The organism is Streptomyces sp. ISL-36 (genome assembly GCF_018614205.1).
In the GTDB taxonomy this organism is placed as follows: Bacteria; Actinomycetota; Actinomycetes; order Streptomycetales; family Streptomycetaceae; genus Streptomyces.
Map to the genome: position 1 here is coordinate 39,260 of NZ_JAGGOS010000120.1, position 24,476 is coordinate 63,735.

At 68.9% G+C, this 24,476-nt stretch carries 23 protein-coding genes and 1 pseudogene; 13 read left to right on the forward strand and 11 right to left on the reverse strand.

The window, feature by feature from the left end:
* Nucleotides 1-7 precede the first annotated feature (7 nt).
* The 3 genes from J7E93_RS28230 to J7E93_RS28240 all read right to left on the reverse strand — a co-directional run bounded on the left by J7E93_RS28230 (nt 8) and on the right by J7E93_RS28240 (nt 3,246).
* On the reverse strand, nt 8-1,900 hold the full coding sequence (locus J7E93_RS28230; RefSeq protein ID WP_215072812.1) for a lasso peptide isopeptide bond-forming cyclase: 1,893 nt from the start codon (nt 1,898-1,900) through the stop codon (nt 8-10).
* A gap of 25 nt (nt 1,901-1,925) precedes the next feature.
* On the reverse strand, nt 1,926-2,036 hold the full coding sequence (locus J7E93_RS28235; protein WP_215072813.1) for a keywimysin-related RiPP: 111 nt from the start codon (nt 2,034-2,036) through the stop codon (nt 1,926-1,928).
* Nucleotides 2,037-2,721: 685 nt separating this feature from the next.
* Complete coding sequence (locus tag J7E93_RS28240) at nt 2,722-3,246, reverse strand: MarR family winged helix-turn-helix transcriptional regulator (RefSeq protein WP_215072814.1); 525 nt, start codon at nt 3,244-3,246, stop codon at nt 2,722-2,724.
* A gap of 40 nt (nt 3,247-3,286) precedes the next feature.
* Here J7E93_RS28240 and J7E93_RS28245 point away from each other — a divergent pair, with 40 nt between their 5' ends.
* Nucleotides 3,287-4,168: an EamA family transporter gene (locus J7E93_RS28245; RefSeq protein WP_215072815.1), complete on the forward strand. Its 882-nt coding sequence runs from the start codon at nt 3,287-3,289 to the stop codon at nt 4,166-4,168.
* Nucleotides 4,169-4,292: 124 nt separating this feature from the next.
* Here J7E93_RS28245 and J7E93_RS28250 read toward each other — a convergent pair whose 3' ends face one another.
* The gene (locus J7E93_RS28250) at nt 4,293-4,814 is read right to left on the reverse strand and encodes an N-acetyltransferase (protein ID WP_215072816.1); all 522 of its coding nucleotides are present in this window, start codon (nt 4,812-4,814) and stop codon (nt 4,293-4,295) included.
* Between the two features lie 201 nt (nt 4,815-5,015).
* Here J7E93_RS28250 and J7E93_RS28255 point away from each other — a divergent pair, with 201 nt between their 5' ends.
* Entirely contained in the window at nt 5,016-5,468 is a 453-nt protein-coding gene (locus J7E93_RS28255; RefSeq protein WP_308368815.1) for a suppressor of fused domain protein, read from the forward strand.
* Nucleotides 5,469-5,977: 509 nt separating this feature from the next.
* On the opposite strand, the gene J7E93_RS28260 is transcribed toward J7E93_RS28255, so the two are convergent.
* Nucleotides 5,978-6,226 (reverse strand): hypothetical protein, encoded by a 249-nt coding sequence (locus J7E93_RS28260; RefSeq protein WP_215072818.1) that lies wholly within the window; start codon nt 6,224-6,226, stop codon nt 5,978-5,980.
* Between the two features lie 56 nt (nt 6,227-6,282).
* Here J7E93_RS28260 and J7E93_RS28265 point away from each other — a divergent pair, with 56 nt between their 5' ends.
* The 3 genes from J7E93_RS28265 (at nt 6,283) to J7E93_RS28275 (ending at nt 8,124) form a co-directional block, all read left to right on the forward strand.
* Nucleotides 6,283-6,831, forward strand: a complete 549-nt coding sequence (locus J7E93_RS28265) for a DUF4262 domain-containing protein (protein WP_215072819.1) — start codon at nt 6,283-6,285, stop codon at nt 6,829-6,831.
* 601 nt (nt 6,832-7,432) lie between these two features.
* Entirely contained in the window at nt 7,433-7,735 is a 303-nt protein-coding gene (locus J7E93_RS28270; RefSeq protein WP_215072821.1) for a helix-turn-helix transcriptional regulator, read from the forward strand.
* Nucleotides 7,732-8,124, forward strand: a complete 393-nt coding sequence (locus tag J7E93_RS28275; RefSeq protein WP_215072822.1) for a VOC family protein — start codon at nt 7,732-7,734, stop codon at nt 8,122-8,124. The genes J7E93_RS28270 and J7E93_RS28275 overlap by 4 nt, the downstream gene beginning before the upstream one ends.
* 731 nt (nt 8,125-8,855) lie before the next feature.
* Here J7E93_RS28275 and J7E93_RS28280 read toward each other — a convergent pair.
* Nucleotides 8,856-9,854, reverse strand: a complete 999-nt coding sequence (locus J7E93_RS28280; protein WP_215072823.1) for a zinc-dependent alcohol dehydrogenase family protein — start codon at nt 9,852-9,854, stop codon at nt 8,856-8,858.
* A 146-nt stretch (nt 9,855-10,000) separates the two neighbouring features.
* Here J7E93_RS28280 and J7E93_RS28285 point away from each other — a divergent pair, with 146 nt between their 5' ends.
* Both J7E93_RS28285 and J7E93_RS28290 read left to right on the forward strand, forming a co-directional pair.
* A complete protein-coding gene (locus J7E93_RS28285; protein ID WP_215072824.1) occupies nt 10,001-10,342 on the forward strand; it encodes a helix-turn-helix transcriptional regulator in 342 nt (113 codons plus the stop codon).
* A gap of 298 nt (nt 10,343-10,640) precedes the next feature.
* A complete protein-coding gene (locus tag J7E93_RS28290; RefSeq protein ID WP_215072826.1) occupies nt 10,641-11,219 on the forward strand; it encodes a hypothetical protein in 579 nt (192 codons plus the stop codon).
* Nucleotides 11,220-11,508: 289 nt separating this feature from the next.
* On the opposite strand, the gene J7E93_RS28295 is transcribed toward J7E93_RS28290, so the two are convergent.
* Nucleotides 11,509-12,036, reverse strand: coding sequence for an SMI1/KNR4 family protein (locus J7E93_RS28295; RefSeq protein WP_215072827.1), 528 nt, complete (start codon nt 12,034-12,036; stop codon nt 11,509-11,511).
* 108 nt (nt 12,037-12,144) lie between these two features.
* Complete coding sequence (locus tag J7E93_RS28300) at nt 12,145-12,795, reverse strand: CatB-related O-acetyltransferase (RefSeq protein WP_215072828.1); 651 nt, start codon at nt 12,793-12,795, stop codon at nt 12,145-12,147.
* 128 nt (nt 12,796-12,923) lie between these two features.
* Between J7E93_RS28300 and J7E93_RS28305 the strand changes: the two genes are divergently transcribed.
* The 3 genes from J7E93_RS28305 to J7E93_RS28315 all read left to right on the forward strand — a co-directional run bounded on the left by J7E93_RS28305 (nt 12,924) and on the right by J7E93_RS28315 (nt 14,749).
* Nucleotides 12,924-13,511 (forward strand): TetR/AcrR family transcriptional regulator, encoded by a 588-nt coding sequence (locus J7E93_RS28305; RefSeq protein WP_215072829.1) that lies wholly within the window; start codon nt 12,924-12,926, stop codon nt 13,509-13,511.
* 285 nt (nt 13,512-13,796) lie between these two features.
* Nucleotides 13,797-14,306 (forward strand): MarR family winged helix-turn-helix transcriptional regulator, encoded by a 510-nt coding sequence (locus tag J7E93_RS28310; RefSeq protein ID WP_215072830.1) that lies wholly within the window; start codon nt 13,797-13,799, stop codon nt 14,304-14,306.
* Complete coding sequence (locus tag J7E93_RS28315; RefSeq protein WP_215072832.1) at nt 14,303-14,749, forward strand: MarR family transcriptional regulator; 447 nt, start codon at nt 14,303-14,305, stop codon at nt 14,747-14,749. The genes J7E93_RS28310 and J7E93_RS28315 overlap by 4 nt, the downstream gene beginning before the upstream one ends.
* A gap of 295 nt (nt 14,750-15,044) precedes the next feature.
* Here J7E93_RS28315 and grpE read toward each other — a convergent pair whose 3' ends face one another.
* On the reverse strand, nt 15,045-15,695 hold the full coding sequence (grpE, locus tag J7E93_RS28320) for a nucleotide exchange factor GrpE (RefSeq protein ID WP_215072833.1): 651 nt from the start codon (nt 15,693-15,695) through the stop codon (nt 15,045-15,047).
* Nucleotides 15,692-17,551: pseudogene (dnaK, locus tag J7E93_RS28325) on the reverse strand (molecular chaperone DnaK). Before dnaK ends, grpE begins: the two are co-directional and overlap by 4 nt.
* 261 nt (nt 17,552-17,812) lie before the next feature.
* On the opposite strand from dnaK, the gene J7E93_RS28330 reads away from it, so the two are divergent.
* From J7E93_RS28330 to J7E93_RS28340, 3 genes are all read left to right on the forward strand, one after another.
* Nucleotides 17,813-18,388, forward strand: a complete 576-nt coding sequence (locus J7E93_RS28330) for a M15 family metallopeptidase (protein ID WP_251067204.1) — start codon at nt 17,813-17,815, stop codon at nt 18,386-18,388.
* A gap of 64 nt (nt 18,389-18,452) precedes the next feature.
* Entirely contained in the window at nt 18,453-21,677 is a 3,225-nt protein-coding gene (locus tag J7E93_RS28335; RefSeq protein WP_215072834.1) for an AfsR/SARP family transcriptional regulator, read from the forward strand.
* Nucleotides 21,678-21,760: 83 nt separating this feature from the next.
* Nucleotides 21,761-23,323 carry a VCBS repeat-containing protein gene (locus tag J7E93_RS28340; RefSeq protein ID WP_215072835.1) on the forward strand — a complete coding sequence of 521 codons (1,563 nt, stop codon included), beginning with the start codon at nt 21,761-21,763 and terminating at the stop codon, nt 23,321-23,323.
* A gap of 132 nt (nt 23,324-23,455) precedes the next feature.
* Here the strand turns inward: J7E93_RS28340 and J7E93_RS28345 are convergent, their stop codons facing one another.
* Nucleotides 23,456-24,319 carry a hypothetical protein gene (locus tag J7E93_RS28345; RefSeq protein WP_215072836.1) on the reverse strand — a complete coding sequence of 288 codons (864 nt, stop codon included), beginning with the start codon at nt 24,317-24,319 and terminating at the stop codon, nt 23,456-23,458.
* Nucleotides 24,320-24,476: the final 157 nt, after the last annotated feature.

Below are 24,476 nucleotides of genomic sequence, written 5' to 3' on the forward strand. Positions count from 1 at the left end.
GTGGAGTTCAGGGCCCGTTCTGGGTGCCGGTGCGGGCTGTCGCTGTGGCTCTCGCTGTGGCTGTGGCTTTTGTGGTCCGGGAGAGGCCGCGCAGCCACACTTCGGCGGCGATGGTCGAGTAGAGGATCGCCTCGCGCAGTTCGGGTGTGGCCGGCCGCTGGGCGAGACGGCGCAGAGCCTTCCCGTCGACCAGGCCCAGCTGTTCCAGCCGCGAGTCCTCCCACAGCGCCAGCAGATCGGCGCGGTGTTCCCGAAGTCCGTTGGAGGCGTCCATGGAAGCGGCGGCCTTGTTGGTGCGCCGCAGGCAGCCCTCGGGGACGATCCCGCTCATGGCTGCGGTCAGGAGGGGCTTGTACTGCCAGGGTGTGACGCGCTCGCTCGGGCGGACCGCGAGGCATGCCTCGATGACGCGATCGTCGAGGAACGGCGAGGCCATCGGCACGCCGGCCCGGGCCGCCATCCGGTCCCACTGGCGGATGATGCGGGTGCAGGAGCGGATCTGGTCCAGATCGGCGTGCAGGCCACGGTCCGGGTGGAGCGGGACGGCGTTCTCGGCCGCCTCGCGCAGCGCTCGCCGGACTGTCCGCTCGGCGTCCGGAGTGACCCAGTCGAAGAGCCGGGGCGGCATGCCCCAGCCGAGGCTAGTGCGGACGGTCGCGGGCAGAGGGGCCCGGAGGTTTCTGCTGGAGTCGGCGAGCCACGTCCCGTACGGGCGGGAGTCGGCCAGCGCGCGGACCGTGCCGCCCAGTGGCCACTGCCACAGGGCTCGGAAGCCGCGCAGCTGCCGCAGGGCGAACAGGGGGCGGGTGCGTGCCAGCCGGTGGTAGTACGCCTCGGAGCACCAGGCCACATGGTCGCCGCCGATGCCCGTCAGGTGCAGCCGGCTGCCCCGCTCGGCCATGCCCGGCAGATGATGCAGGACGCGCGAGCGGTCCATGACGCCGATGGTCGGTTCGTCCAGCAGATCGTCGATGGCCAGCAGATCGCTGTAGACCAGCGGGGAGGCGTCGGCGTCCCAGACGACGTGCTCGACGTCCGGCAACGAGCGTGCGGCCTGTTGGGCCCAGTACAGATCGGTGTCGGCGGGATCGCGCCCCGGCCACGTGCTCGCCACCACCCGGGCCGGTGAGCGGTCGGCGAGGAAGCAGATGGAGGTGGAATCCAGGCCGCCGGACAGGTCGCAGCTGACGACGCCCCCCTGCCTCGTACGGGTGTCCACCGCCGTGGCCAGCGCTTCCCGGACGGCGGACGCGCCGTCGGCCAGCGTCCGTACGGGCTCGGGCGGTGTCCACCAGTGCGAGTGGCGCACGGTCCGGCCGTCGGCAGCGACGATCAGCGCCTCCTGCGGAGGTACGGCGGTGACGCCCTGCCACATGGGCGCCTCGGCGAGCGGATGGGGGACCGGCCACAGCAGCCGGACCGCCACTTGCTCCGGGTCCGGTTCGGCGCCGAGCGCGGCGGCGAGTACGTCGGCGCGGCTGGCGGCCACGCGCGAGCCGCCGACGGAGGCATGGAACACCAGCCGGAGCCCGGACGCGGTGCCCTGCACCCTGAGCTGTCCGTCGAGCGCGCCGATGAGATGGAGGCTCCCGGGAAGAGTGCGAGCCAGTGCGTCGAGCTCGGCGAGGTCGGCCAATCGCCCGGCACGGCGCTCGAGCTCTGCGGCGTCGACAGGGCAGCAGCCGATGACGGCGAGGGCCGCGTGGCCGGCGCGCGCGGTCACGATGTCCTGGTCGTGCCACTGGCCCACCAGCCAGGGCCGGCCGGAGGCGTACGTCAGGATGCGCGTTCCGGGGCGGGAGAAGGAGCGGGCCACGGCGGCCGCGTCCTCACGGTCGGTGAAGACCGCGAAGTGCGCGTCGCCGGGGCCCGTCCCCGCACTCTCGTGCAGTTCAGTCATGACGTCAGGTCAGAGCCGTCGGTCGTCAGTTCTTGCTCAGGATCAGCCGGTCGTTGCCGGAGCTCTGCAGGAGCCCGGTCTTCTTCCGGAACGTCCCGAGCTTGGCGAGCGTCGGCGCTTCGTAGGCCTTCTTCATGACTTCTCCTCACGTGCAGGTGTCACGACCGCCTCCCTGGCCGGCTGTGAACCGGAGGCCGGTTCACAGCCGCCTGCCCCAGGACTCATCGGGAGCTCGGGACGAAGAGACGGCGTACCCCATAGCTATGCGCATAAGGGCAAGGCACAGCAAGACCACTCAAAAAATTAGGACTATAGGCACATTTCAAATGTGGCCGAATTCGCCTCTCGAGGACCGCATGGATGGTCAAATGCAAAACATTCGGCATGCGGAATGGCACACGAGAATGAAAAAACGTTCTGACCTGTGTATCGAGAAGTGTGCAGCGGGCTTTGCCACGGGCGTGCGCCGATGACAGTGCGACGGAGCCGCCGGGGCGCACAACGACCCTGCGGCTGCATGCCGCTGCACATCCCCGCCGCCGCCCCCCATGCCCGAATGGCTGGATACCGATGCCGTCCATGGTGGACAGGGGCGCCGACCCTTGCCATCGGCGCCGTGCCGCGGAGCTCGCCCGGGGCCTTCACCGTGCCGCTGCGCCTCTCCCCCACCGCGTCGGCGGCGTCAACCGATCCCCTTGGGCCTACGGGGCCGGGGCGCGCCCGGTGCCGGGCGCTGAATGATGACGGCCTGCGGGGCGGCGGGCAGCTGGATCGGCGGCTTGCACAAAGCTGGGACAAGACCGATGGCCGAAGAGGGCGGGTCACTCGCCGCCGGGATGATGTGGATTTTCCATCCTGGAGAGCCAGGCGGTGAGCAGCCCTTCGAGTGACTCGGCCTCCTCAGGCGTCAGTAGATCCAGCAGGTGGCGTTCGTTGCGCATGTGGTCGGTGAAGGCTCGGTCGATCAGTTCGCGTCCCGGTCCGGTGAGGGCGACGATCCGGCCGCGCTGGTCGTCGTCGGAACGGCGGCGGGTGACGAGTCCTGCTCGCTCCAGGCGGTCGATTCTCTTCGTCATCGCACCGGTGGTGACCATGGTGTGAGTGGCGAGCTCGCCGGGCGCCCGTTCGTATGGATCACCGGCACGGCGCAGTGCGCACAGGACGTCGAACTCTCCCTCGCAGAGACCGTAGCGGCCGTAGACGAGAGAGAGCTCCTCGGTGAGCCGGTCGGCCAGGCGGTGCAGCCGGCCGATCGCTCCTTGCGGGGTGATGTCGACGTCGGGCCGCTCGCGGCGCCACTCGGCCTGGATGGCGGCCACGCGGTCCAGCGGTTGATGCTGCTCCATGCACACCATGATAGCTTCCCAGGAAGCTACATTAGCTTCCATGGAAGCTAATGTACGGTGGGTGGCACTGACCGCAGTCGCTCCGGTGGCGTGGGGGACCAACTACTTCGTCACGCACGAGTTCCTGCCGGCCGACCGCCCGCTCTACGGGGCCGCCCTGCGGGCGCTCCCCGCCGGCCTGGTCCTGCTGGCCTTGCGCAGGCAGCGGCCGCGCGGGGTGTGGTGGTGGCGGTCCGCGGTGCTCGGGTTGCTCAACATGAGCGTGTTTTTCGTCCTCGTCTATGCCGCCTCCCAACTGCTTCCGACGAGCGTCGCCTCCACCGTCATGGCGGTGTCCCCGCTGACGATGATGCTCATCGCCTGGCCCTTGGTGCCCGAGCGGCCAGGCACCGCCCACCTGGCCGGCGCCGCGGTCGGACTCGGCGGGGTCTGCCTCATGCTGCTCACGGGGGTGGAAGGGGCGAGCGCGCCGGGAGTCCTCGCCTCGGTCGCCGCCCTGCTGGTGTCGTCCTTCGGCCACATCCTGGCCAAACGGTGGAGCGCCGGTACCGACGTGCTCGCCTCGACCGGCTGGCAACTCACCGCGGGAGGCGTGTTCCTGCTCCCGGTCGCCGCAGCCGTGGAGGGCCCTCCGCCCGCACTCTCCACGCCGGCACTCCTCGCGTTCGGATACGTCGCCGTGGTTGCCACCGCACTGGCCTTCGTCGCCTGGTTCACCGGGCTGCGGCACCTGCCTGTGGGGACAGTCGGACTGATAGGACTGCTCAACCCCGTTACAGGCGTTCTGCTCGGCACAGCGGTCGCCGGAGAGGTGCTGACTGTTCAGCAACTGTGCGGACTGGTCCTGGTCCTGGCCGGAGTGGTACTCGGCCGGCCCAAGCGCGCGGGCCGACGCGACAGCATCCAAGGACACATTCCGTGAGGACGTTCAACGGGCGCTTGCGTGGCAGCCACCCCGGCCGTGCCGCTTCGCGTCGCCGGTCGGCACCGAAAAGGCCCTCCACCACAGATGTTGAGCCAGAGCCCGAGAACAGAGAGCACATGACTCAGAGGTCCTTTCGCATGAGAACGCACATCGTCTCGTAGCGACGGATCAATCCGTCGGGCCCTTCCTCGTCCCAGGCATCCGGTTTGCGGTCGTACGCGACATAGCCCAAGCGCTCGTACAGGGCGCGAGCCCGAGGGTTGTCCTCTTCCACGGCGAGTTCGGCCCTGAGCAGACCGCGGTCCCTGATCCGCCGTTCGGCAGCTCGGATCAGCAGCGTTCCCAGGCCGCGGGACCGGAGCGCCGGGAGGACGGCGAGCTGCCACACGGTTCCGGCTCCCTCGGAGACCTGATAGTCGATGCCGCCGATCGCCACCGGCAGATCCACAGGAGTGCATACAGCCAGATAGTCGGCCTCGCCCACCGCAGCGCGCGCCAGCTCTCGCTCCACGGCGCGCAGGTGGGTGGCCGAGCCGGACCAAGTGCACGCGGGCAGATCTCGGTGCAGTAGATCGCGCACGCCGACAGGCAGGACGACGGTGGCATCGATGGAGTGTTCTTCAGTGATCACGGCCCTGAGCATGCCGACCGACGCGATGGCACGACAACGCATTTCTGGGGGCGCCCCGGTGGCGTCCGCGTGTGGTTGATCGTGCAGGCTGGCTGCATGCTCAGTCGCGTAGAGACGTACCTCGCCCATCTTGATCGGCTTTCCGGAGGAAGGGAGCCTCGGTTCTTCCCTGTCGAGTCGACCAAACAGGGCCTGCGGGATGTCACGGAGATCGTGTACGACGACCTCCCGGCCGGACTTCTCACGACGCTCACTTACGGCTTGTCGCTGGCAGAGCATCCGGACTGGCAGCACGGCTCGCCGGAGCTCTGTCTCAGCGTGAACTCGACCAACGTTATCTGGGCCCACGCGGTGGGCTTCCTTGCCGAGCAGCTCCGTGGCACCTGCCCATTCACTTACGGCAGCACCATCAACTTCGGAGAGCGAATCGTGCCCGAGTCGGAGATGACGGCGTTCTGCGTGTTCGCGCCGATGGTCCTCGACAGAGACGACTACCTGGGCATCGACGTTGGCGTTCCAGGACACGAGGGTCACGACGTGATCAACATCCAGGGGATGTACCCCATCCACGAGGTGGAGCGGCAGTTCATCAACGAGCGTGGGCTTGAAGCCTTCTGGAAGAGCGATTGGGAACCCACTGATGTGCTGCGTCGCCCCGCGATCTGATCTGCGGAGGGCAAGTAGCCCTGATCTGGATGACCTGATGGGCGACATCACGCGAGCAGCACTCGTTTGCGTAGGAGTGCAAACCCAGCACGGCCGAACATCTGACTTCGGGCTCGGTGAGGGCTCCCCGGGTGCCGGAGGACCATCCGGCGACCGTCCGGGGCGGGGGCGGCCGGGCGGTCGCCGACCGTGACGCAGTGCGCTTGGCGTGGAGACAGGCGCGGAGGTGCTGGTAGCTGCCCTTGTTGGCCGAGCGGCACGATCTCCTCCCACAGTTTGCAGGGATTGGCGCAGCCCTCGTTCCAGCGGTCGTCGAGCTATGGCTTGTCGTCGTCGAGGTCGGAGGGCCGGTTCTGCCATTGGCCGGTGAGGAGTTCCCCCGGCGTCGCAGCGCGGCAGCGTGCCGGGGCCGGGTGCGGTCGGCGAACCGGTGTCGTCGTGGCCGGGGCCGACCCGTCCGGGCCCTCGGCAGGGGCGGGCTCGGATTCAGGGACCGCGGGTACCAGGGATCAGAGACAGCTGCGGTGCTGGGCGACCCTCCGCTCGGCGGCTTCGCTCCTGTTGTGCCAGAAGTGCCACCGGTCCGCGACCAGGACGGCCTGCGGGGCGCCGACGGTGGCGCCTTCGGCGACGAACGGCGCCCGGTCCCGGCATACGACCTCCACGCCGGGCCGTTGGGTGAGCCAGGCCGCCAGGCTAGATGCTTCGCACAGACCTTGGGGAGCGGTCGCGAAGGGTGACGATGTCGTTCGATCCATGAGCGGTCCCGAGCCCCGGCTGCCTGACTCAAACGCTCACCTCGTAGCCTCCGCGCATGACTGATGATCCGTTCCAGTGCCGCTGCACCCTCTGCCATGACTACGGTGACCGAGACGAAGCAGACCACGTTGACCTGACGATCATCGAGAATGTGCAGCAGCACGGATGGCACGTCGTGATGGTTCCCGAGGACGAGATCGGTCCTGGGTTCGCCTACACGATCGGGCTGTCGCACACTCATGGCGCGCCTGAGCTCGCCATGTTCGGACTCGACATCCACGCCATGCACCGCACGCTCAACAGGCTCGGAGAGAAGTCCACTGCGGGGGCTGTACTGGCTGACGGCCAGAGGCATCCTGACGTTGCCGACGGCCGCCAAGTCGCGCTCAGGCAGGTGGATCTCCGCTGGTACCGGACCTTCTTCGGACGGGCCATCGGGTTCTACCGGCGGCCTCCTTTCCCGGTGTTGCAAGTTGCGTGGGCCGACATGGATGACCACTTTCATTGGGAAGAACAGGCTGAGGAGAGGCATCGGGAGTCACAGCCTCAGCTGTGGCTTCCACCGAGTGAGCACCCTGTCGGAATCTGGACGACCGAACTCTGACCTCGAACGTGCCGACCAGCGACGGACCAAACACGCTCACGCGGAACTTGGAGCGAGATCATTTTGCGGAGCAGCTCAAAACCGGCTCGACCGTAGAGCTGTCTCTTGATCTTCTTGATGCGGTTCACGGCGCCCTCGATGCTGCCGGGGCGCCAGTCGACGTGACCCTGTACGTCTCGGCGATCCTCACCCACCCTTCCACCGGAAGCAGCGAGCGGGAGGGCCGGCCCGTCCGGGCACCAAGTGCTCCGGTCGCGCCATGCGGGGCAGCTGCCGTCTCTCTGGACAAGGCGGCAGCGCACGCAGCGGTGGGGCCGAGCTGCCCACCCTCTGGCCTGGTCAGCGCTTCGCACCTTCACCCTGGACCGGCCGCGGCTACGGCTACGGCTACGGCTACGGCCGAGGACGTACCGCACAGTGCTGGCGGCCGCCGAGCGTAGCGCGCCTCCCGCGGTGGCTCCCCTTTGCCGTGTGAAATCTCCGTGAGGCTCCTCCGCGGCATTGCTGGGGTGACCGCCCCTGCGCTCCTCGGCGGCGGACCGATTCGGGAAACGCCCCCCTCGACTTGATAGGCAAGTGAGTGCTTGCATATCCTGGAGACGTGGCCGACGACCTTTTCAAAGCCTTGGCCGACCCCACCCGCCGCACCATCATCGACGAGCTCGCGGAGAAGTCCGGCCAGACACTGTTCGAGATCTGCTCGCGGCTGAGCATGAAGCATCAGCTCGGCATCTCGCGCCAAGCAGTTTCCCAGCACCTCGCCGTGCTGGAGGCCGCCGGGCTCGTCGAGACCAGGCGGGAGGGCCGCTACAAGTTCCACGACCTGAACACAGCCCCGCTGCGCCAGATCACCGAGCGATGGCTGAGGCCCGACACATCCGGACCGGAAGAGAGCACCGCATGAAGATCCATCTGACCAGCGTCTTCGTCGACGACCAGGCCAAGGCCCTGCGCTTCTACACCGAGGTTCTGGGCTTCGTGAAGAAGCACGACGTCCCGGTGGGCGAGAAGGACCGGTGGCTGACCGTCGTCTCGCCCGACGAGCCCGGCGGCACCGAGCTCCTCCTGGAGCCCGCCGGCCACCCGGCCGTCAAGACCTACCGCGACACGCTCGTCACGGACGGCATCCCGCTCGCCCAGTTCGCCGTCGACGACGTGACGGCGGAGTACGAGCGCCTGCGCGACCTCGGCGTGCGCTTCATCCAGGAGCCCCTGGAGATGGGCCCCGTGACCACAGCCGTCTTCGACGACACCTGCGGCAACCTGATCCAGATCGCGACCCAGCCGCAGTAGGCGATCGGTCGCGTGCGAAGCACGGCAGCGGCGGCGAGTGGACCGGTCGGTTTCCTTATGTCGCCGAGGTCCGGCAGGGTGCAGCTGCCCAAGTGCCGGCTCTGCGATGCCGGGTGGCGCCAGATCGCCGCACGGGGCCGATGGTGATCGAGCTTGGTGAGGGTGGTGGCTGCAACGGTGAGCTTGCCGATGTGCACGGCGGGCAGCTGGTACGCCACCACCACCAGCAGGACCGCGAAGCGTTGTCGAGCGCTGCGGTGCGGGCGCCTCGCACGAAGAGCACGGGGGCAAGATGCCCTCGGCGCAGGGGTAACGGGGCAGCCGCTCCTGCTTGCCGGTGACCTCCCACACGGCAGTGCGCTACTCCTCGTACCCGGTCAGCGCCTTCGTACGGCCGCGGATGGCTCCGGGCAGGGCGTGCGCTCGTGGCGTCGCACAGACGCAGGACCGGTCACGGCTGACCATCCTGGTCCGCCGCTGACCGGAACACGGGCTTCGACCTCGCCGACGGCTGCAACACCCCGGAGCGAGGTGCTGCTCGCGGAGGTGACGAGGCGCCGGCCGTCGCGGCCGGCTGCTGCAAGCGCCCGGAAGGCACGTGTCTGAGCTGATACGACATGCAGGAGGGCACAGCAGCTCACACCGCCAGCGCGATGCCGCAGACATCCGGCAGCGGCCTGCCTCGCGAGACGACCCAACGCCCGCCCGATGCCAGGACCAGTGAGAGACCGTCAGTGGTCGACCGTGACGACGATCTTGCCCACCTGGGTGCCCGCCTCCATGTAGCGGTGCGCCGCAGCGATCTCGTCCAAGGCGAAGGTGCGGTCCACAACGGGCCGGAAGACGCCGGTACTCAGCCCGGAGGAGACGAAAGCCTCGGCGCGGCGCAGGCGCTGTGGGTCTCGGGTCGTCTCATGCATGGTGTAGGTACGCATGTTCAGTGCGGGCATGCCGAGTTCGAACCCCGGATAGGGAGTCTGCTCGCCGCTCACCGCCCCGTAGAGGAAGAGGGTGCCGCCAGGGGCGACGGCCCTGGCCAGGTCCACAACTCCGGGCCCGGCAACGGCATCGAAGACGAATTCGGCGCCCCGGCCCGCGGTCAGTGCGAGCACACGGTCGGCGACCGCCTCCTCGCCAGTGACGATCACCTCGGCCGCCCCCGCCTTGAGCAGCGCGTGCTTCTTCGCGCGGCTGCGCGTGGTGGCGATGGGCACCGCGCCGACGCGTCGGGCGACTTGGATCGCGGCGAGGCCAACACTGCTGGAGGCCGCCGTGAGCACCACCGTGTCACCAGCCCCCATGCCGCCCACTTCGACCAGCGCCCCGTAGGCCGTCACGTATGGCATCCACACCGCCGCACTCTCAACCGCGCCGAGCCCTTCGGGGCGGTGCACAACCGCGGCCGCGGGAACGATCGCGCGCTCGGCGTAGACGGCGTAGGCGTTCATGGAGAACGCGGGCACCACACTGACCGCCTGGCCGACCTCGAACCCGGCCACCTGCGCGCCGACCGCCTCGACCACCCCTGCGGCCTCGGCGCCCAGCCGGGCAGGGAACTCCTTGACCGGCTCGATGTAGTGGCCGCTGCGGAACAGCACCTCGGCTCGATTGAGTCCGATCGCATCCACGCGAATCAGCAGCTCACCGGCGCTGGGGCCAGCGACCGGCACATCCTCCAACCGCAGCACCTCCGGCCCCCCGTACTCGTGGAATCGCACCGTCGCAGCCATCACACATCCCCCTTCGATTGATGACGTCGGCACGAGAACCGCACCGCCGCGCCTCACTCAAACGCAAAGTACGACGCCTGTCAAAGTTCGACGGTCATGATACTTTGACAATCGTCGTACGACATGAGCAGGAGGTCGACAGACACATGGCGGCAGTGCAGAACAAGAGCCGGGACGACCGCGTACCGGCTCACCCGGACGTCCGTACGATCAGCCTTCAGCAGGTGCTCGAGGCCTTGGTCGACCCTGTGCGCCGACGGATCGTCAGTGAGTTGTACGCCACGACCCAGGACCTCGCGTGTGGCACGATCGACCTGCCGGTCAGCAAGTCCACCGCCACGCACCACTTCCATGTGCTGCGCGAAGCCGGCCTCATCCGCCAGTACTACGTCGGCACTTCACGGATGAACGCGCTACGCCGCGAGGAGGTCGACGAAGCCTTCCCCGGCCTCCTGCGCGCACTGGTGAGCGAGCGCAGCCGGCCATGATCCAGCGAGGGCCCGCCTACAGCGGGTCCGGCACCCATAACGCCGAATCGGCCGCTTGTGCAGCGGTCATCACTCCGGCTCGTATCGGGGCAGGCACGATGCCGCTCGATCGAGGTGAGCATTCCCTCGCCCCGATGGAGGAAGGCTGTGCTCACCCGGCGACGACCCGGCGCGGTCGTCCGCGTTGTCCCTCACACGGGTAAGGAATGTGCAAGACGCATATGCAGAACCTGCTTCTGCGGCATCGTGGTACCCACCGCCGGCCGCTCGGGTGGCCGCCGCAGCGAGGGGGAAGGCCATGACCTGGGAACGAGATGGCTTCACGTCGCACGAGGGCTCGGTCGGGGTACTGCTGCCCGACGGCAGCGAACCGCGTCCGGCCATTTTCGACATCGGCAGCGGAAGCAGCTTCTACGAGACCACCGACTGGTGGGTCTACGACGGCACCCTACGCATCCCCCGCGCCTCTCGGATGCGCGGCAAGTGCTCCTGCGGCTGGCGCGGGGAGACCAGCTACCCCATCGACTGGGAAGAGGTCCTCAGGGACGACCCCCATGCATACGACACCTCCGCTCCCCGGGAGGACTGGGCCCAGCACCTCGAGGACGTTCAAGCCCGCACCGTCCCGCTGCCGGCCGACGTCACGGACCTGCTAGACCAGCTCCGCGGCCGACTGGAGCACCTCGCCGACGACGCACCGCTGGCCGCGCTGAGGGCCGTACACGAACTCGAGACCATCATCGGCGCCATCGGCCCGAGCGCAGCCTTCCTCGCCCTGCGCGAAGACGAGATCCCGTGGGACCGGATCGCCGAAGGGCTCGGCGCGACCGAAAAGGACGCCCGCACCCGCCTCTTCCGCTACAGCCACCGCATCTGAAGGGCGCACCCGGCCAGTTCAACCGACATTGAACACGTTCAGCATAGTGGTCGTCAGGTAGACGCTAGTCATCCCGCCATCTCCCGCACCGCTCATCGCTCTTCGGTAGCAACGGTTCCAGGACCGCCCATTCCGCGTCGATCGGATCCGCCGTTCTGAGCATGCTCAGAACGGCGAGCCCATCTGATCGAAGAGACACGTCCCGGTGCCGCATCAGGCGACGCTCGCCACGGCCGATGCGGCTGGTGACGGGGGGGCTGACCACCGCAGCATCGCTCAGCACGCGAGCTCAGTCCCGTGAACCTTCGCCCCGCTCGACGTCGAACTCGAGCGCGGAGGTGAGACCCTCCATGAAGGAGCGGAAGTCCGGGGCGAGGGTCAGTTCCGAGTTGTCGTCCGCGTCGAACCAGACAACGGACGGCTCCCCATGCCGACCGCAGGTCCGGTAATCCAGCCCGATCCAGTAGTGGCCCTCACCCGAGACCAGTACTACGTCCCTGGGCAGGCCCCATTCTTGGACCAGGTACGGGCTGTCGAGCAGGGAGAGCGTCTGCTCACCGTGGCCGATGCCCATCACCACATCAAAGGGGACATGGTCAGGAGCCCATGAGGTCGGCCGGCTCGTGGGGAAGGCGTCCCGACTGGATGCGACCAGGCCACCGTTCTGTTCGCGGAGGATATCGAGCAGTGAGGCGGGGAGTGTGACGTTCAACAGCCGCTCGGCCTCCAGAATCGCCTGGTCGGTCAAGGACGGCTGCACTCCGCGGTCGCTATTGGTGTCCCAGAACGGGTGCTGAAGATCCTCAACGTGTGCCATGAGCGTCATCGTAGGAGCCGGGAGCTCGATGGTTTGACAGTGCCGCTACCCGCCATCAGGAGATTTCCACGCAGGCCGATGCGCCCGCACGGAAACCCTGGCCGCCCGTCACGCGTGCGAGGGGTCCGGGGCTGCGGCTTCCAGGGCGGCGATGCTGCCCGACATGATCGTCCGTACGTGCTCGGTGATGTGCTCCGCCGGCCAGTCCCACCAGGCCACCGCCAGCAGCCGGGCGATGTCCTCGTCGCTGTAGCGGGTGCGGATGAGGCGGGCGGGGTTGCCGCCGACGATGCCGTAGTCGGGTACGTCGCCGGTGACCACGGCTCCGGAGCCGATGATCGCGCCGTGTCCGATCCGTACGCCCGGCATGACCGTCGTGCCGTGGCCGAACCAGACGTCGTTGCCGACGACGGTGTCCCCTCGGTTCGGCAGGCCGGTGAGCAGGTCGAAGTGTTCCGACCACGAGCCGCCCATGGTGGGGAAGGGGAAGGTCGAGGGCCCGTCCATGCGGTGGTTGGCGCCGTTCATGATGAACCGGACTCCCGTGCCCAGCGCGCAGAACTTGCCGATGATCAGCTTCTCCGGCCCGTAGTGGTAGAGCACGTTGCGCGTCTCGAACGCGGTCGCGTCGTCCGGGTCGTCGTAGTACGAGTACTCCCCGACCCCGATCAGCGGGGACTTCACCAGCGGCCTGAGGAGCACCACCCGCGGCTGCTCAGGCATCGGATGGAGGACCGTCGGGTCGGCGGGCACAGGCATGGGGAGTGATTCCTCACCGGGTGCGGGGGGCAGTCGTTACGGCACGGCGCGTACCGATCATGCCGTCATCCTGCTCCGCCGTGCGCCGGACTGTCAACGGCACCATGCGTGCCGTTACGATCTGGCCCATGGCGAACGAATCTCCGGCCCCGCGACGCCGGGGCTCCGCGCGCACCGACGCGCTGCTCCAGGTGACACTCGACCTGGCCGCGGAGGTCGGATACGCGGGCCTGAGCATCGAGGCCATCGCGCGACGGGCCGAGGTCGGAAAGCACACGATCTACCGGCGGTGGCCGTCCAAGACGGCCCTGCTGCTGGACGCGCTCAACCGCGCATGGACCACGGACCTGGACTACAGCGACACCGGCGATCTGCGCTCCGACCTGCGCGAGCAGTTCCTGCGCTCCACGTCCGCGCTGTCCGAGCCGCCGATCGGTCCGGTCTACCGCGCCGTCATCGCCGAGGCCCAGTCCTCCCCCGCGTTGCGGGCGACGCTGCACGAGAGGTTCCTGCGCACCGTCGAGCGGAGCACCATGGACCGGATCGTCCGCGCTCAGCACGCGGGCGAACTGCGCGCGGACGCGGATCTGACCTTCGCCGCAGAGGTGTTGTGCGGGGCGCTGTACTACCGCCACCTTTTGACGACGATGCCGGTCGACGAGAGGGCCATCGACGGGCTGCTGGACATGTTCATGGCCGCGTACGCCAAGCGGTGACGAAGCGGACCAGGCCTCACGACAACACCCCCATGGTCGGTCCCGCCCGCCGCGATCTCCAGCTGTACCGGCATGGGCTGACTGATCATCCGCACGCTCGCGACCGACCCGCTCCGTCGGCATAGCGCCCGGTACGGCCAAGACGATCCACACCAGCCGTCGCCCATGGCCCGCGGCGGCCGGCATCAACGGCTTGATCCGGTTCCACCTCGCATCAGTGACCCGCTTCGGGTACCCGCGAGAAAATAGTAGCCATGTGCATAGTAGCCATGTACTGTGTCTCAGGTGAGTTCAGCAACTGAGCGCGCCACAGCGGGATTCCTGGTCTGGCGCCTGTCGATGAAGTGGCGGGTAGCCGTCGACCGGGCGGTCGCGCCGTTGGGTCTGACCCATGCCCAGTACGCGTTGATGGCATCGCTCCACGGCATGTCGCGCTCCGGGCTCCGACCCAGCCAGCGTCTGCTCGCCGACCACACGGGGCTCGAACCGCTGTACGTGTCCAAACTCGCCCGCACCCTGGAGGCCGCCGGGCTGGTCGCCCGGACCCGGGACCCGAAGGACCCGCGCGCCATGCAGCTGTCGCTCACTGAGCAAGGACGCGACGTCACACGCCGCGCGATCAAGGTGGTCCAGGGCCTGCTGGACCAGCTGCTGGAGCCGCTCGGCGGACAGGGCGGCGCGCGCACACAGCAGTTCACCCGCGAGCTGGCGACCCTGCTCGACGTACCCCTTGGTCCGGACACCGACAACCCGGACACCGACAACGGCAACCACAACGACAAGGAGCAGTCATGACCACCACCGCACCCACGGTCAACGGACGGGTCATAGCGCTGGCGCACCATGCCGGGCGTGCCCTCCTGGAGGGCGTACTGGCCCGCCACGGGGCCACGTTCCACCAGAGTGTGACGCTCCGGGCCGTCGTGGTCGCGGGCGAGTCCGTCGGCAGCGACGAGCTCGTCGGCGACGTCACCGGCTCGCTGAAGACCGACGAGTCGGTCGTACGCGGCGTGATCGAGGAGCTGACGGCCGCGAAGCTGCTGGAAGAGGACCCGGCGGAAGCCTCCCGTATGCGGCTCACGGACGCCGGACGGGAGCTGTACGAGAGCACGACCGCGGAGAGCGCCCAGATCTCCGCCCGGCTGTACGCCGGTATTCCGGCCGAGGATCTTGCCACTGCGGGCCGCGTGTTGGCACTGGTCACGGAGCGCGCGAACGCCGAGTTGGCCGGCGCCTGAGGTTCCGTCCTCCCCATCACGACCGAACCACGCCATGGCGGGTAGCGGCGACTCCGAACTGTTGCAGCCTGCTGATCTTGTTGAACCCTGTTGATCCCTGTTGATCGTCGCCCGCTCCACGGTCCGCCTGAGCCCCGGCCCAGGGTGCAGTCCGCCCGCTGTCCTGGCGCGATGACCAGCGACAGCGGGCAGCTTCCCCTCCGCCCCGACGTGGATCTCGGTGGTCGGCCCGCCACGGGGGCGACCGAGGCACTCGCCTACCGCACCGCCTCCGCCCCCTGAGAGGAGACCCGGCCTAGCCGGAGCGCGTCCCCGGGCCGGGAGGTTCGGTGACCGTGACCTGGGCGGGGCGCAGGAGTTGCTGTCCGACCCGGTACCCACGGCGCAGCAGTGCGCTGCAGGTCGGCCGGTCGACCGTGTCCGACACCTCATGGGTGACGGCCTCGTGCCGGGCCGGGTCGAAGGGCTCCCCCACCGTGCCGACGGGCTCCAGTCCGAGAGCCGCGAGCCGGCCCTCCAGCACCTCGCTGACCGCCTTGAGCCCGCCGGTCACTTCGCCGTGCTCCCGCGCCTGGTCGATGGCGTCGAGCACCGGAAGGAGCCCGCCGAGGACATTGGCCACCGCGATCTCCCGGATCGCCAAGCGGTCACGCCGTACGCGCTTGCGGTAGTTGTCGTACTCGGCCTTCAACCGTTGCAGATCATCCGTGCGTTCGGCGAGTTGCGCCTCCAGCCCGGCTTCCCGGGTGCCGGTTTCGACCGGGGCCCGCTCGGCTCCCGGGGCGGTGTCTTCTTTTGGTGATCGCGTTTCCCGTTCCGCCGATGCGCGGTCGGCATGGTCGGGCTTTCTCGGCCGCAGGGTGACCGGATCGATGCGCCGGTTGTCGCGGATGACGACAGGCAGCTGTTGCTGCTGTGGCGACCGGGAACCGTTCGGCACGCTCATTCCGCACCTCCCTTGGCACTCTCGTCATCGACGATCTCAGCGTCGACGACCTCCTCCTCTCCGCTCGCCGGCCCGGTCCGGGAAGCGGAGTCGGCCTCTTCTCCGGCACCCGCTGTCCGGGCGTAGAGGGCGCTGCCGATCTTCTGCGAGGCCGCCATGGCCTTCTCGATGGCGGAGCGGAGCGCGGCGGTGTCCTCGCCCTTCAGCTTCTCCTTGACGTCCGCCAGGGCGGCCTCCGTCTCGCTCCTCACGTCGCCGGGGATCTTGTCGGCGTTGTCGGCCAGCAGCTTCTCCGTCTGGTAGACGAGCTGTTCGCCCTGGTTGCGGGTCTCGGCGGTCTCACGACGCCGCCGGTCCTCCTCGGCGTGCGCTTCCGCCTCGCGCATCATCCGGTCGATCTCGTCCTTCGGCAGCGAGGAGCCGCCGGTGACGGTCATCTTCTGCTCCTTGCCCGTGCCCAGGTCCTTCGCGGTCACGTGCATGATGCCGTTGGCGTCGATGTCGAAGGCGACCTCGATCTGCGGGACGCCACGCGGCGCCGGCGGCAGACCGGTCAGCTCGAACATGCCGAGCTTCTTGTTGTACGCCGCGATCTCGCGCTCGCCCTGATAGACCTGGATCTGCACCGACGGCTGGTTGTCCTCGGCCGTCGTGAAGATCTCGGACCGCTTGGTCGGGATCGTGGTGTTGCGCTCGATCAGCTTGGTCATGATGCCGCCCTTGGTCTCGATACCCAGGGACAGCGGGGTCACGTCGAGGAGCAGGACGTCCTTGACCTCACCCTTGAGGACACCGGCCTGCAGCGCGGCGCCGATGGCGACGACCTCGTCCGGGTTCACACCCTTGTGCGGATCCTTGCCCGTCATCCTTCTGACCAGCTCGGTCACCGCCGGCATACGCGTCGAACCACCCACCAGGATCACGTGGTCGATGGCCGAGACATCGATCCCCGCGTCCTTGATGGCGTTGTTGAACGGGCCCTTGCAGCGATCGAGGAGATCCCGGGTCAGGTGCTCGAACTGTGCTCGGGTGAGCTTCTCCTCCAGGTGCAGCGGGCCCTCGGCGGAGGCCGTGATGTACGGCAGGTTGATCGAGGTCTCCGTGGAGGAGGACAGCTCGATCTTGGCCTTCTCCGCGGCCTCACGCAGACGCTGTGTGGCCAGCTTGTCGTTGGCAAGATCGACACCGTAGGCGTTCTTGAACTGCTTGGTCAGATGGTCGACGATCCGCTGGTCCCAGTCGTCACCGCCGAGATGCGTGTCGCCGTTGGTGGACTTCACCTCCACCAGTCCCTCGCCGATCTCCAGGAGGGAGACGTCGAAGGTGCCGCCACCGAGATCGAAGACGAGGATGGTCTGGTCGCTCTCCTTGTCCAGGCCGTAGGCGAGGGCGGCGGAGGTCGGCTCGTTGATGATGCGCAGGACCTTGAGGCCGGCGATCTCACCGGCTTCCTTGGTCGCCGTGCGCTGACTGTCGTTGAAGTAGGCAGGAACGGTGATCACCGCGTCCGTCACGTCCTCACCGAGGTACGCCTCGGCGTCGCGCTTCAGCTTCTGGAGCACCCGGGCCGAGATCTCCTGCGCCGTGTACCTCTTGCCGTCGATGTCCGCTCTCCGGGAAGCGCCACTGCGCCTCTCCGATGTGCCGCTTCACCGACCGTGCTGTTCGTTCGACGTTCGTCACGGCCTGATGCTTGCGACCTCACCGACGAGCACCTCGCCCTTCTTCGCGAACCCGACCACCGACGGCGTGGTACGGGCTCCCTCGGTGTTCGTGATGACGGTGGGCTCGCCGCCTTCAAGGACGGCGACCACGGAGTTGGTCGTACCAAGGTCAATGCCCACTGCCCGTGCCATCGCTTACTCCTCTCGGACTCGGAGCCGTCTCGCCGGCTCTTCGGATCTCACCGGGTACCGGCACCGCCTGCTCCGTCGGTTCGCGTGGGCATCCCGTTCGCTCCTCTCACACCTCAGGAGGATGCGACTGCCGACACGCTCTATATAACTCGCATAAAGAAGATTGACAAGGGTCCACTCAAGTTGGCGCTGAGGGAAGCGGCCCGACAGCGCGGCAGAGCTCTGGCAGCAGCTTGAAGGAATTCTGAAGCGGAGGACGGCATGCTCCGGCCTGCTATGCGGTGGTGCGATGCGGAGGGCAGAAGGCTGGATACCGTACCGCTGTCCGATCCACGGGTCGCGGCGGTCGAGGTCCGGGAGTGCGGAGAGCCGCTGGTCGATCTGCGCGAGGTCGGCGTGCTGCGGCTGGGCCGGCGGCCGGCCTGCCCGGGTGAGGCCCCGGCCAGGCTGCGGCTCGGCGTCGTCGACCGCCTGGTCACGGCGCAGACCTTGCTCCCGGCCGGGCTGCGGCTGCTCATGATCCAGGGATACCGGCCGGACCCACCGGAGGCTCCGCACGCCACCGGCGCCGCCGCCGACCTCACGCTCTGCACCGTCGAGGGCGCCCCGCTGTGGATGGGGTCCGCACCCCAGGACACGCGGTCGCCGCATCGCCACACGACGGCGCCCGGCCCGGACCCCGTCGCCGCCGAGAATCGCCGGTCTCTGAGCATGGCCATGACCACCGCAGGGTTCGTCAACTACCATGCCGCGTGGTGGCATTGGTCATACGGGGACCGTTACTGGGCCTGTTTGAGCGGGGCGCGGTACGCAGGCTACGGCCCGCTCGACCGCTGACAGCCGCCGCTCCGGATGACCCTGCCGCGACAGAAGTCGTACCGGCATCGTTGTGGGGGTCAACGTGCTACAGATCAGACTGCTGGGCCCGGTCGAGGTCCACTCCGGGGACAGACGGGTTCCACTGGGCGGCGGCAAGCCACGTGCACTGTTCGCGGCGCTGGCGCTGGAGCAAGGCCATGTGATCTCCACCGAGCGCCTCGTCGACGTCGTCTGGCCGCACGATCCTCCGGACAGCGCCCGCTCGCTGATCCAGACGTACGTATCGACTCTGCGCAGGTCCTTGTCCGGCGTCGGCTGTCCCGAGGTGATCGAGACCCGGGCGCCCGGATACGCGATCGGCACCGAAGCGGCGACGGTCGATGCCGCGCTCTTCGCCCAGCTGCTGACCGAGGCGAAACAGCGTGTCGCGGCCCGGGAGCTCGCCCCGGCGGCCACACTGCTGCTCGATGCGGCAGCACTGTGGCGGGGGCCCGCACTCTGCGGCCTGGAAGAGTCGCTGCTGACAGGGGAGGCACGGCGGCTCGATGAGCTGCGCGTCACGGCTCTGGAGGAGCGCTTCGGCGTCGAGCTGGCGCTGGGCAGGCTCGATCACCTGGCCGAGCTGACCGGCCTTGTCGCGCAGCACCCTGCCAATGAGCGGTTGCGCGGGCAGCTGATGGTGACCCTGAACCGGCTGGGGCGCCAGGCCGACGCACTGGCCTGCTACCGGGAGGGGCGGGCCACGCTCGTGGAGGAGCTGGGCGTCGAACCGGGCGCGGCTCTCAGCGCACTGAACGATGCGATTCTGCGCGGCGACGGCATCGGCGACGGGTCGCCCGAAGGAGGAGCGCTGTGGCCTGCCCCGCCACTCCAGCCCCACATTCCACTCCAGCCCCACATTCCTCTCCAGCCGCATCACTCACTCCAGCCGCATCCGCGGAACCAGCCGCTATCGTCACCCCAGCCCCTCCCGTCACCCCAGCCCCTCCCGTCACCCCAGCCCCTCCAGGCGAGGCCTCCCGCGCATCTGCCACCCGCACCGGCCGACTTCACCGGACGCGGCGAGGAGCTGGCCACGCTGTCCGGTGCCCTTGCCGAGCCGGCCGAGGGCTCGTTCCCGATCCATGTCGTGGCGGGCCCAGGAGGCAGCGGCAAGTCGGCGCTTGCGGCGCAGGCGGCCCACCAGGTCGCCGCCTCCTTTCCGGACGGACAACTGCACGCCGAACTCCGCGGTCTCTCCGACAGCCCCGCGGCCCCCGCCGAGATCCTGGGAAGGTTTCTGCGCTCCCTCGGCGTCGACGCGGAGCGGCTGCCGGACTGCCCGCAGGAGCGCATGGAGCTGTACCGGACCCTGGTCGCCGACCGCCGCCTGCTGATCGTGCTGGACGACGCCGCCGATGAACGGCAGGTCCGTCCGCTGCTCCCGGGCGACCGTGGCTGCGCCGTACTCATCACGTCGCGGGACCGGTTGGGCGGACTGGTCGGAGCCAGGCTGACCGAACTGGACGTGCTGGCGCCGGCCGAGGCTCTTCAGCTCCTCACCAGGATCGTCGGTCCGGAGCGGGCCGAGGCCGCTCCGCAGGCCGCCGCGCGCATCCTGTCCGCATGCGGCAATCTGCCCCTCGCGATCCGGATCGCGGGCGCACGCCTCGCCACCCGGAGCCGGCTGCCCCTGAAGGTTCTCGCCGACCGGCTGGCCGACGAGCGCCGGCTGCTCGACGAGTTGGCCGTGGGCGACCTCGCGGTGCGCAGCACGATCGGGCTCAGCTTCACCTCCCTGGACGCACTGCCCAGGACGGCCTTGGAGCGCATGGGCTTCTTCGGCCTCCCGGAGTTCTCCCCCTGGGTCGTCGGCCGGCTGCTCGACATCCCGGAGGCGGAGGCCCAGCACCTGCTCGAACTGCTCGTGGACACACAGCTCGTCACCTTCACACGGGTGGACCGGACGGGCATCCTGCGCTATCGCCTCCACGACCTGGTACGGCTCTTCGCGCGCGAGCGGGCCGAAGCCGCCGAATCGGCCGCCGAGTTGACCGAGTCCGTCGCGCGCGTGTTCCGGGGCTGGCTCACGCTGCTGCACCAGATCGCCGCGAGCAGCCCGGCGCCTCAGATCGCCTGGCGTCCCGCTGCGCCGCCGCCCCCGGGCACCCTGCCGGACGAGCTCGGGGAGCGCGTCCTCGAACGTGTCCTCGGCGAGCACGTCCTCGGCGACGCCTTCGGCTGGTTCGACGACGAGCAGGCGGCGCTGGCCGTGGCCGTCGAGCGCGCCGCCGCGATCGGCCTCGACCATCTCGTGTGCGACCTGGTCTCGTCGTACAACGCCGTGGAACTGCGCACCAACCACTTCGAGTTCCGGGCACGCATCACCACCGCCGCTCTGGCCGCGGCGCAGCGCATGGAGGACCAGCGCCGCGAGGCCGGCATGCTGGCGGAGCTGGCCCAGCTCCGCTACGACCAGGACCGGTTCACCGACGCCCGGTGTCACTTCGGTGAGGCACTCAGCAGATTCCGCGCCCTGCACGACGTGCGTGGGCAGGCCTTCGCCCTGTCGGGTCTCGGTATGACGTGCCGCGAGCCCGGGCATCTGGCCGAGGCGGTCCACTTCCTCGACCAGGCCGCGACGCTGCTGCACGCACTCCAGGACCACAGCGGCATCGGCCACGTCCAGCGGACCAGGGCGTCGGTGCGGCTGGAGCAGGGAAAGTACGGTGCGGCCCGAACCGACATCGACACGGCGTTCGATGCCTACCGGAGGGCCGGCAGCCGCAGGGGCCTGGCGCTCACCCTGCGCACCCTGGGGCTGTACCACCGGGCCGTCGGCGACTACGTGGCCGCGCTGGACGTCTGCGCCGAGTCGGCGGCGATCTTCGCCGAGCTCGGCGATGAGCTGATGCACTCCTACGCCGTCCGTGCCCATGCCAAGGCACAGATGCGGCTCGGCCACCGGGCCGAGGCGCTGCCCCGGCTCGAAGGGTCGTTGGACACGGCACGCGCCTGCCACGACCGGTTCGGACAGGCGGTCACCCTGCGGGTCATCGGCCAGCTGCATCTGGCCGACGAGCGGCTGGACCTGGCGCAGAGCTGTCTGGAGGCGACCCTGCCGCTGTGGGACGCCATGGACACCCCGCTCTGGCGGGCGCGCACGGAGTACGACCTGTCCCTGGTCCATGAGGCCCGCGGGGGGACCGAGGCGGCCCTGGCGGCTCGGACGCATGCGCTGGTGGTCTTCCAGGAGCACGGCGCACGGGAGTACGCGGAGGTCAGCGGCGCTTCAACGGCGCCTGTGGGGGTGTTGAAGCGGAGTTGATGCGGAGTTGAAGCGGCGGCGCGGAGCCTTCTCGGCGAGAAACAACTCCTCAGCGGGACCCCTCAGCGAGAAGGACAGCTCTCATGCGCAATCCGCTCAGACGTGTCACCGCCGCCCTCACCTCCCTCCTGGTCCTGGGCGGCCTGGCCATCGGCACCACCGTGATCTCCGAGGTCGCCGCCCCGACCACCGCGTACGCCGCGGAACAGTCCACGGTCGGCGGCTCGATCAGCCGGACCGAGATACTCGCCCGGGCCAAGTGGTGGATGGACACCTACGGCGTCATCTACAGCCAGGACCAGGCCGACGCCAAGGCGTCGGTCACCGGCGAGAAGTACCGCCCGGACTGCTCCGGCTTCGTGTCGATGGCCTGGCGGCTCCCCAAGAGCGGTGGCTGGGACCGCAACACCGGCAACCTCGACGCCTTCGGTGACACCACTACCATCTCCCTGGACAGCCTGCAGCCGGGCGACGCGATCCTCGGCGACGGGCATGTCGCGCTCTTCGAGAAGTGGACCGACTCCAGCAAGACGGAGATGTGGATCTACGACGAGTACGACTACGGCCAGGCGGGCCGCCACGCCACCAAGACCAAGTCGTACTACGCCTCCAACAACTTCAAGGGCCTGCGCTACGACAAGGCCACTTCCACCCCCGCCCCGGGCAAGGCGGAGCCGGCGACGGCGTACGACCAGGGTGACGGCACCATGCGGATCTACCGCTGGACCTCCACCGGCAGCGCCTTCGACCGCGCGAGCGACTACGACTCCGGCAGCTTCTCGCTCTCCAACGTCGGCGACCGCATGGCCTCAGGAGACGTCAATGGTGACGGCAAGGACGACGTCGTCATGGCCTACCAGTACAACGACGGCACCTGGGGCCTGTACACGTTCCTCAACGGCAGGACGTACGACGGTGTCTGGTACACCGGCGGCGCCTACAACCTCGGCAAGGTCGGCGGACGCCTCGTCCTCGGCGACTGGAACGGTGACGGCAAAGCCGAGCCGGCCATGGCGTACGACCAGGGTGACGGCACCATGCGGATCTACCGCTGGACCTCCACCGGCAGCAACTTCGACCGCACCAGCGACTACGACTCCGGCAGCTTCTCCCTGGCCAACGTCGGCGACCGCATGGCCTCAGGAGACGTCAACGGTGACGGCAAGGACGACATCGTCATGGCCTACCAGTACAACGACGGCACCTGGGGCCTGTACACGTTCCTCAACGGCAGGACGTACGACGGTGTCTGGTACACCGGCGGCGCCTACAACCTCGGCAAGGTCGGCGGACGCCTCGTCCTCGGCGACTGGAACGGTGACGGCAAGGCCGAGCCGGCGACGGCGTACGACCAGGGTGACGGCACCATGCGCATCTACCGCTGGACCTCCACCGGCAGCAACTTCGACCGCACCAGCGACTACGACTCCGGCAGCTTCTCCCTGGCCAACGTCGACGACCGCATGGCCTCAGGAGACGTCAACGGTGACGGCAAGGACGACATCGTCATGGCCTACCAGTACAACGACGGCACCTGGGGCCTCTACCCCTTCCTCAACGGCGCCAACTCCGACGGCGTCTGGTACACCGGCGGCGCCTACAACCTCGGCAGGGTCGGCGGACGCCTCGTCCTCGGCGACTGGTAGACACCGCGTCGAGAGCCGCACCGAGGACCACTGATGCAGGGCCGGGCCGCTATCGAGCGGCCCGGTCCTTCGTCCGCGGCATCCTGAGCACACGCCCCCGGTGTACGTGGATGTCGGCGATCCGTCATGCGGTCACCTGGCGCGTACCGCCGTGACGGTGAAGCGTTCGACATCGGCGACGTGACCGCCCGTGGAGGCGACGACCGTGAGCACGGGGTCGTGGGCACCGGAGAAGGAGACCCTCGCGCTCCAGGGCTGGTCGTTGCCGCCCGCGGAGATGCAGCATGCGGAGGTGCCCAACGGCGCCTTCGACGAGGGCTGGCGTACCTCGACACGGATGCTCTCGTCCACTCCGGTGATCCTCCCGCCGATCGCGAGGGGGGAACGCACGAGCGACCCGTACGCGGGCGTGGTCAGTGAGAACGTCGTGTCGTCGGTGCCGACGACCTCCCATGGACCGTCCGGGGAGCCGTACCGCACGAGGTGGATCACCGCCGCGGTGCCGCCCTCGCGCCCCGTCGGCGCGACGCCGATACGGGCGTGCCGACCGCTGACCGTGCGCGAGGAGACCTTGTCGATCTCCTTGAAGCCGAGGTAGTCGCGGGTGAAGGCCAGCGCGGTCTGTTCGGGGTCCCGGTGCCAGGGCTGGTGCCCGCCGGAGCGGTAGGCGCGCTCCCACTCCTGGGCCTGGGCGAGCGTGGTGAACGGCCACAACGGCTGGAGGCTCCAGGAGCCCAGCGGCGGCGTGCTCTTGGGGGTCGGCGTGAGTGTGGTCGGGGCTTTCGTGGCGGACGGCGTGGCCGTCGGGGGTGTCGAGGGCGTGGGCGTCGTGCGCGAGGTGGTGGGCGTGGGCGTGGGCACGGGTGTGGACGTCCCGGGTGCGGGGAGCGTCGATCGCGATGCGCTGGGGGCGCCGCCGGAACCACCGCACGCAGTGAGCGACAGGCCCAGCACGGTCGCTGCGGTGAGGAGTCGGAACGGGAGCGAGATGTTCATGGGTGCTCCAGAGAGGTGGAACCGGCCGTCGACCGGCCTGTCCGGCTATCGTGCCACCAGTCCCGCCCTCGTCACAGAGGGCCGTGCGCACGGAAGCCCAAGCCCCAGCCACCCGTGGACCACTGGTGGTCGTCCCGAGCGGAGGCAACCGCCAAGG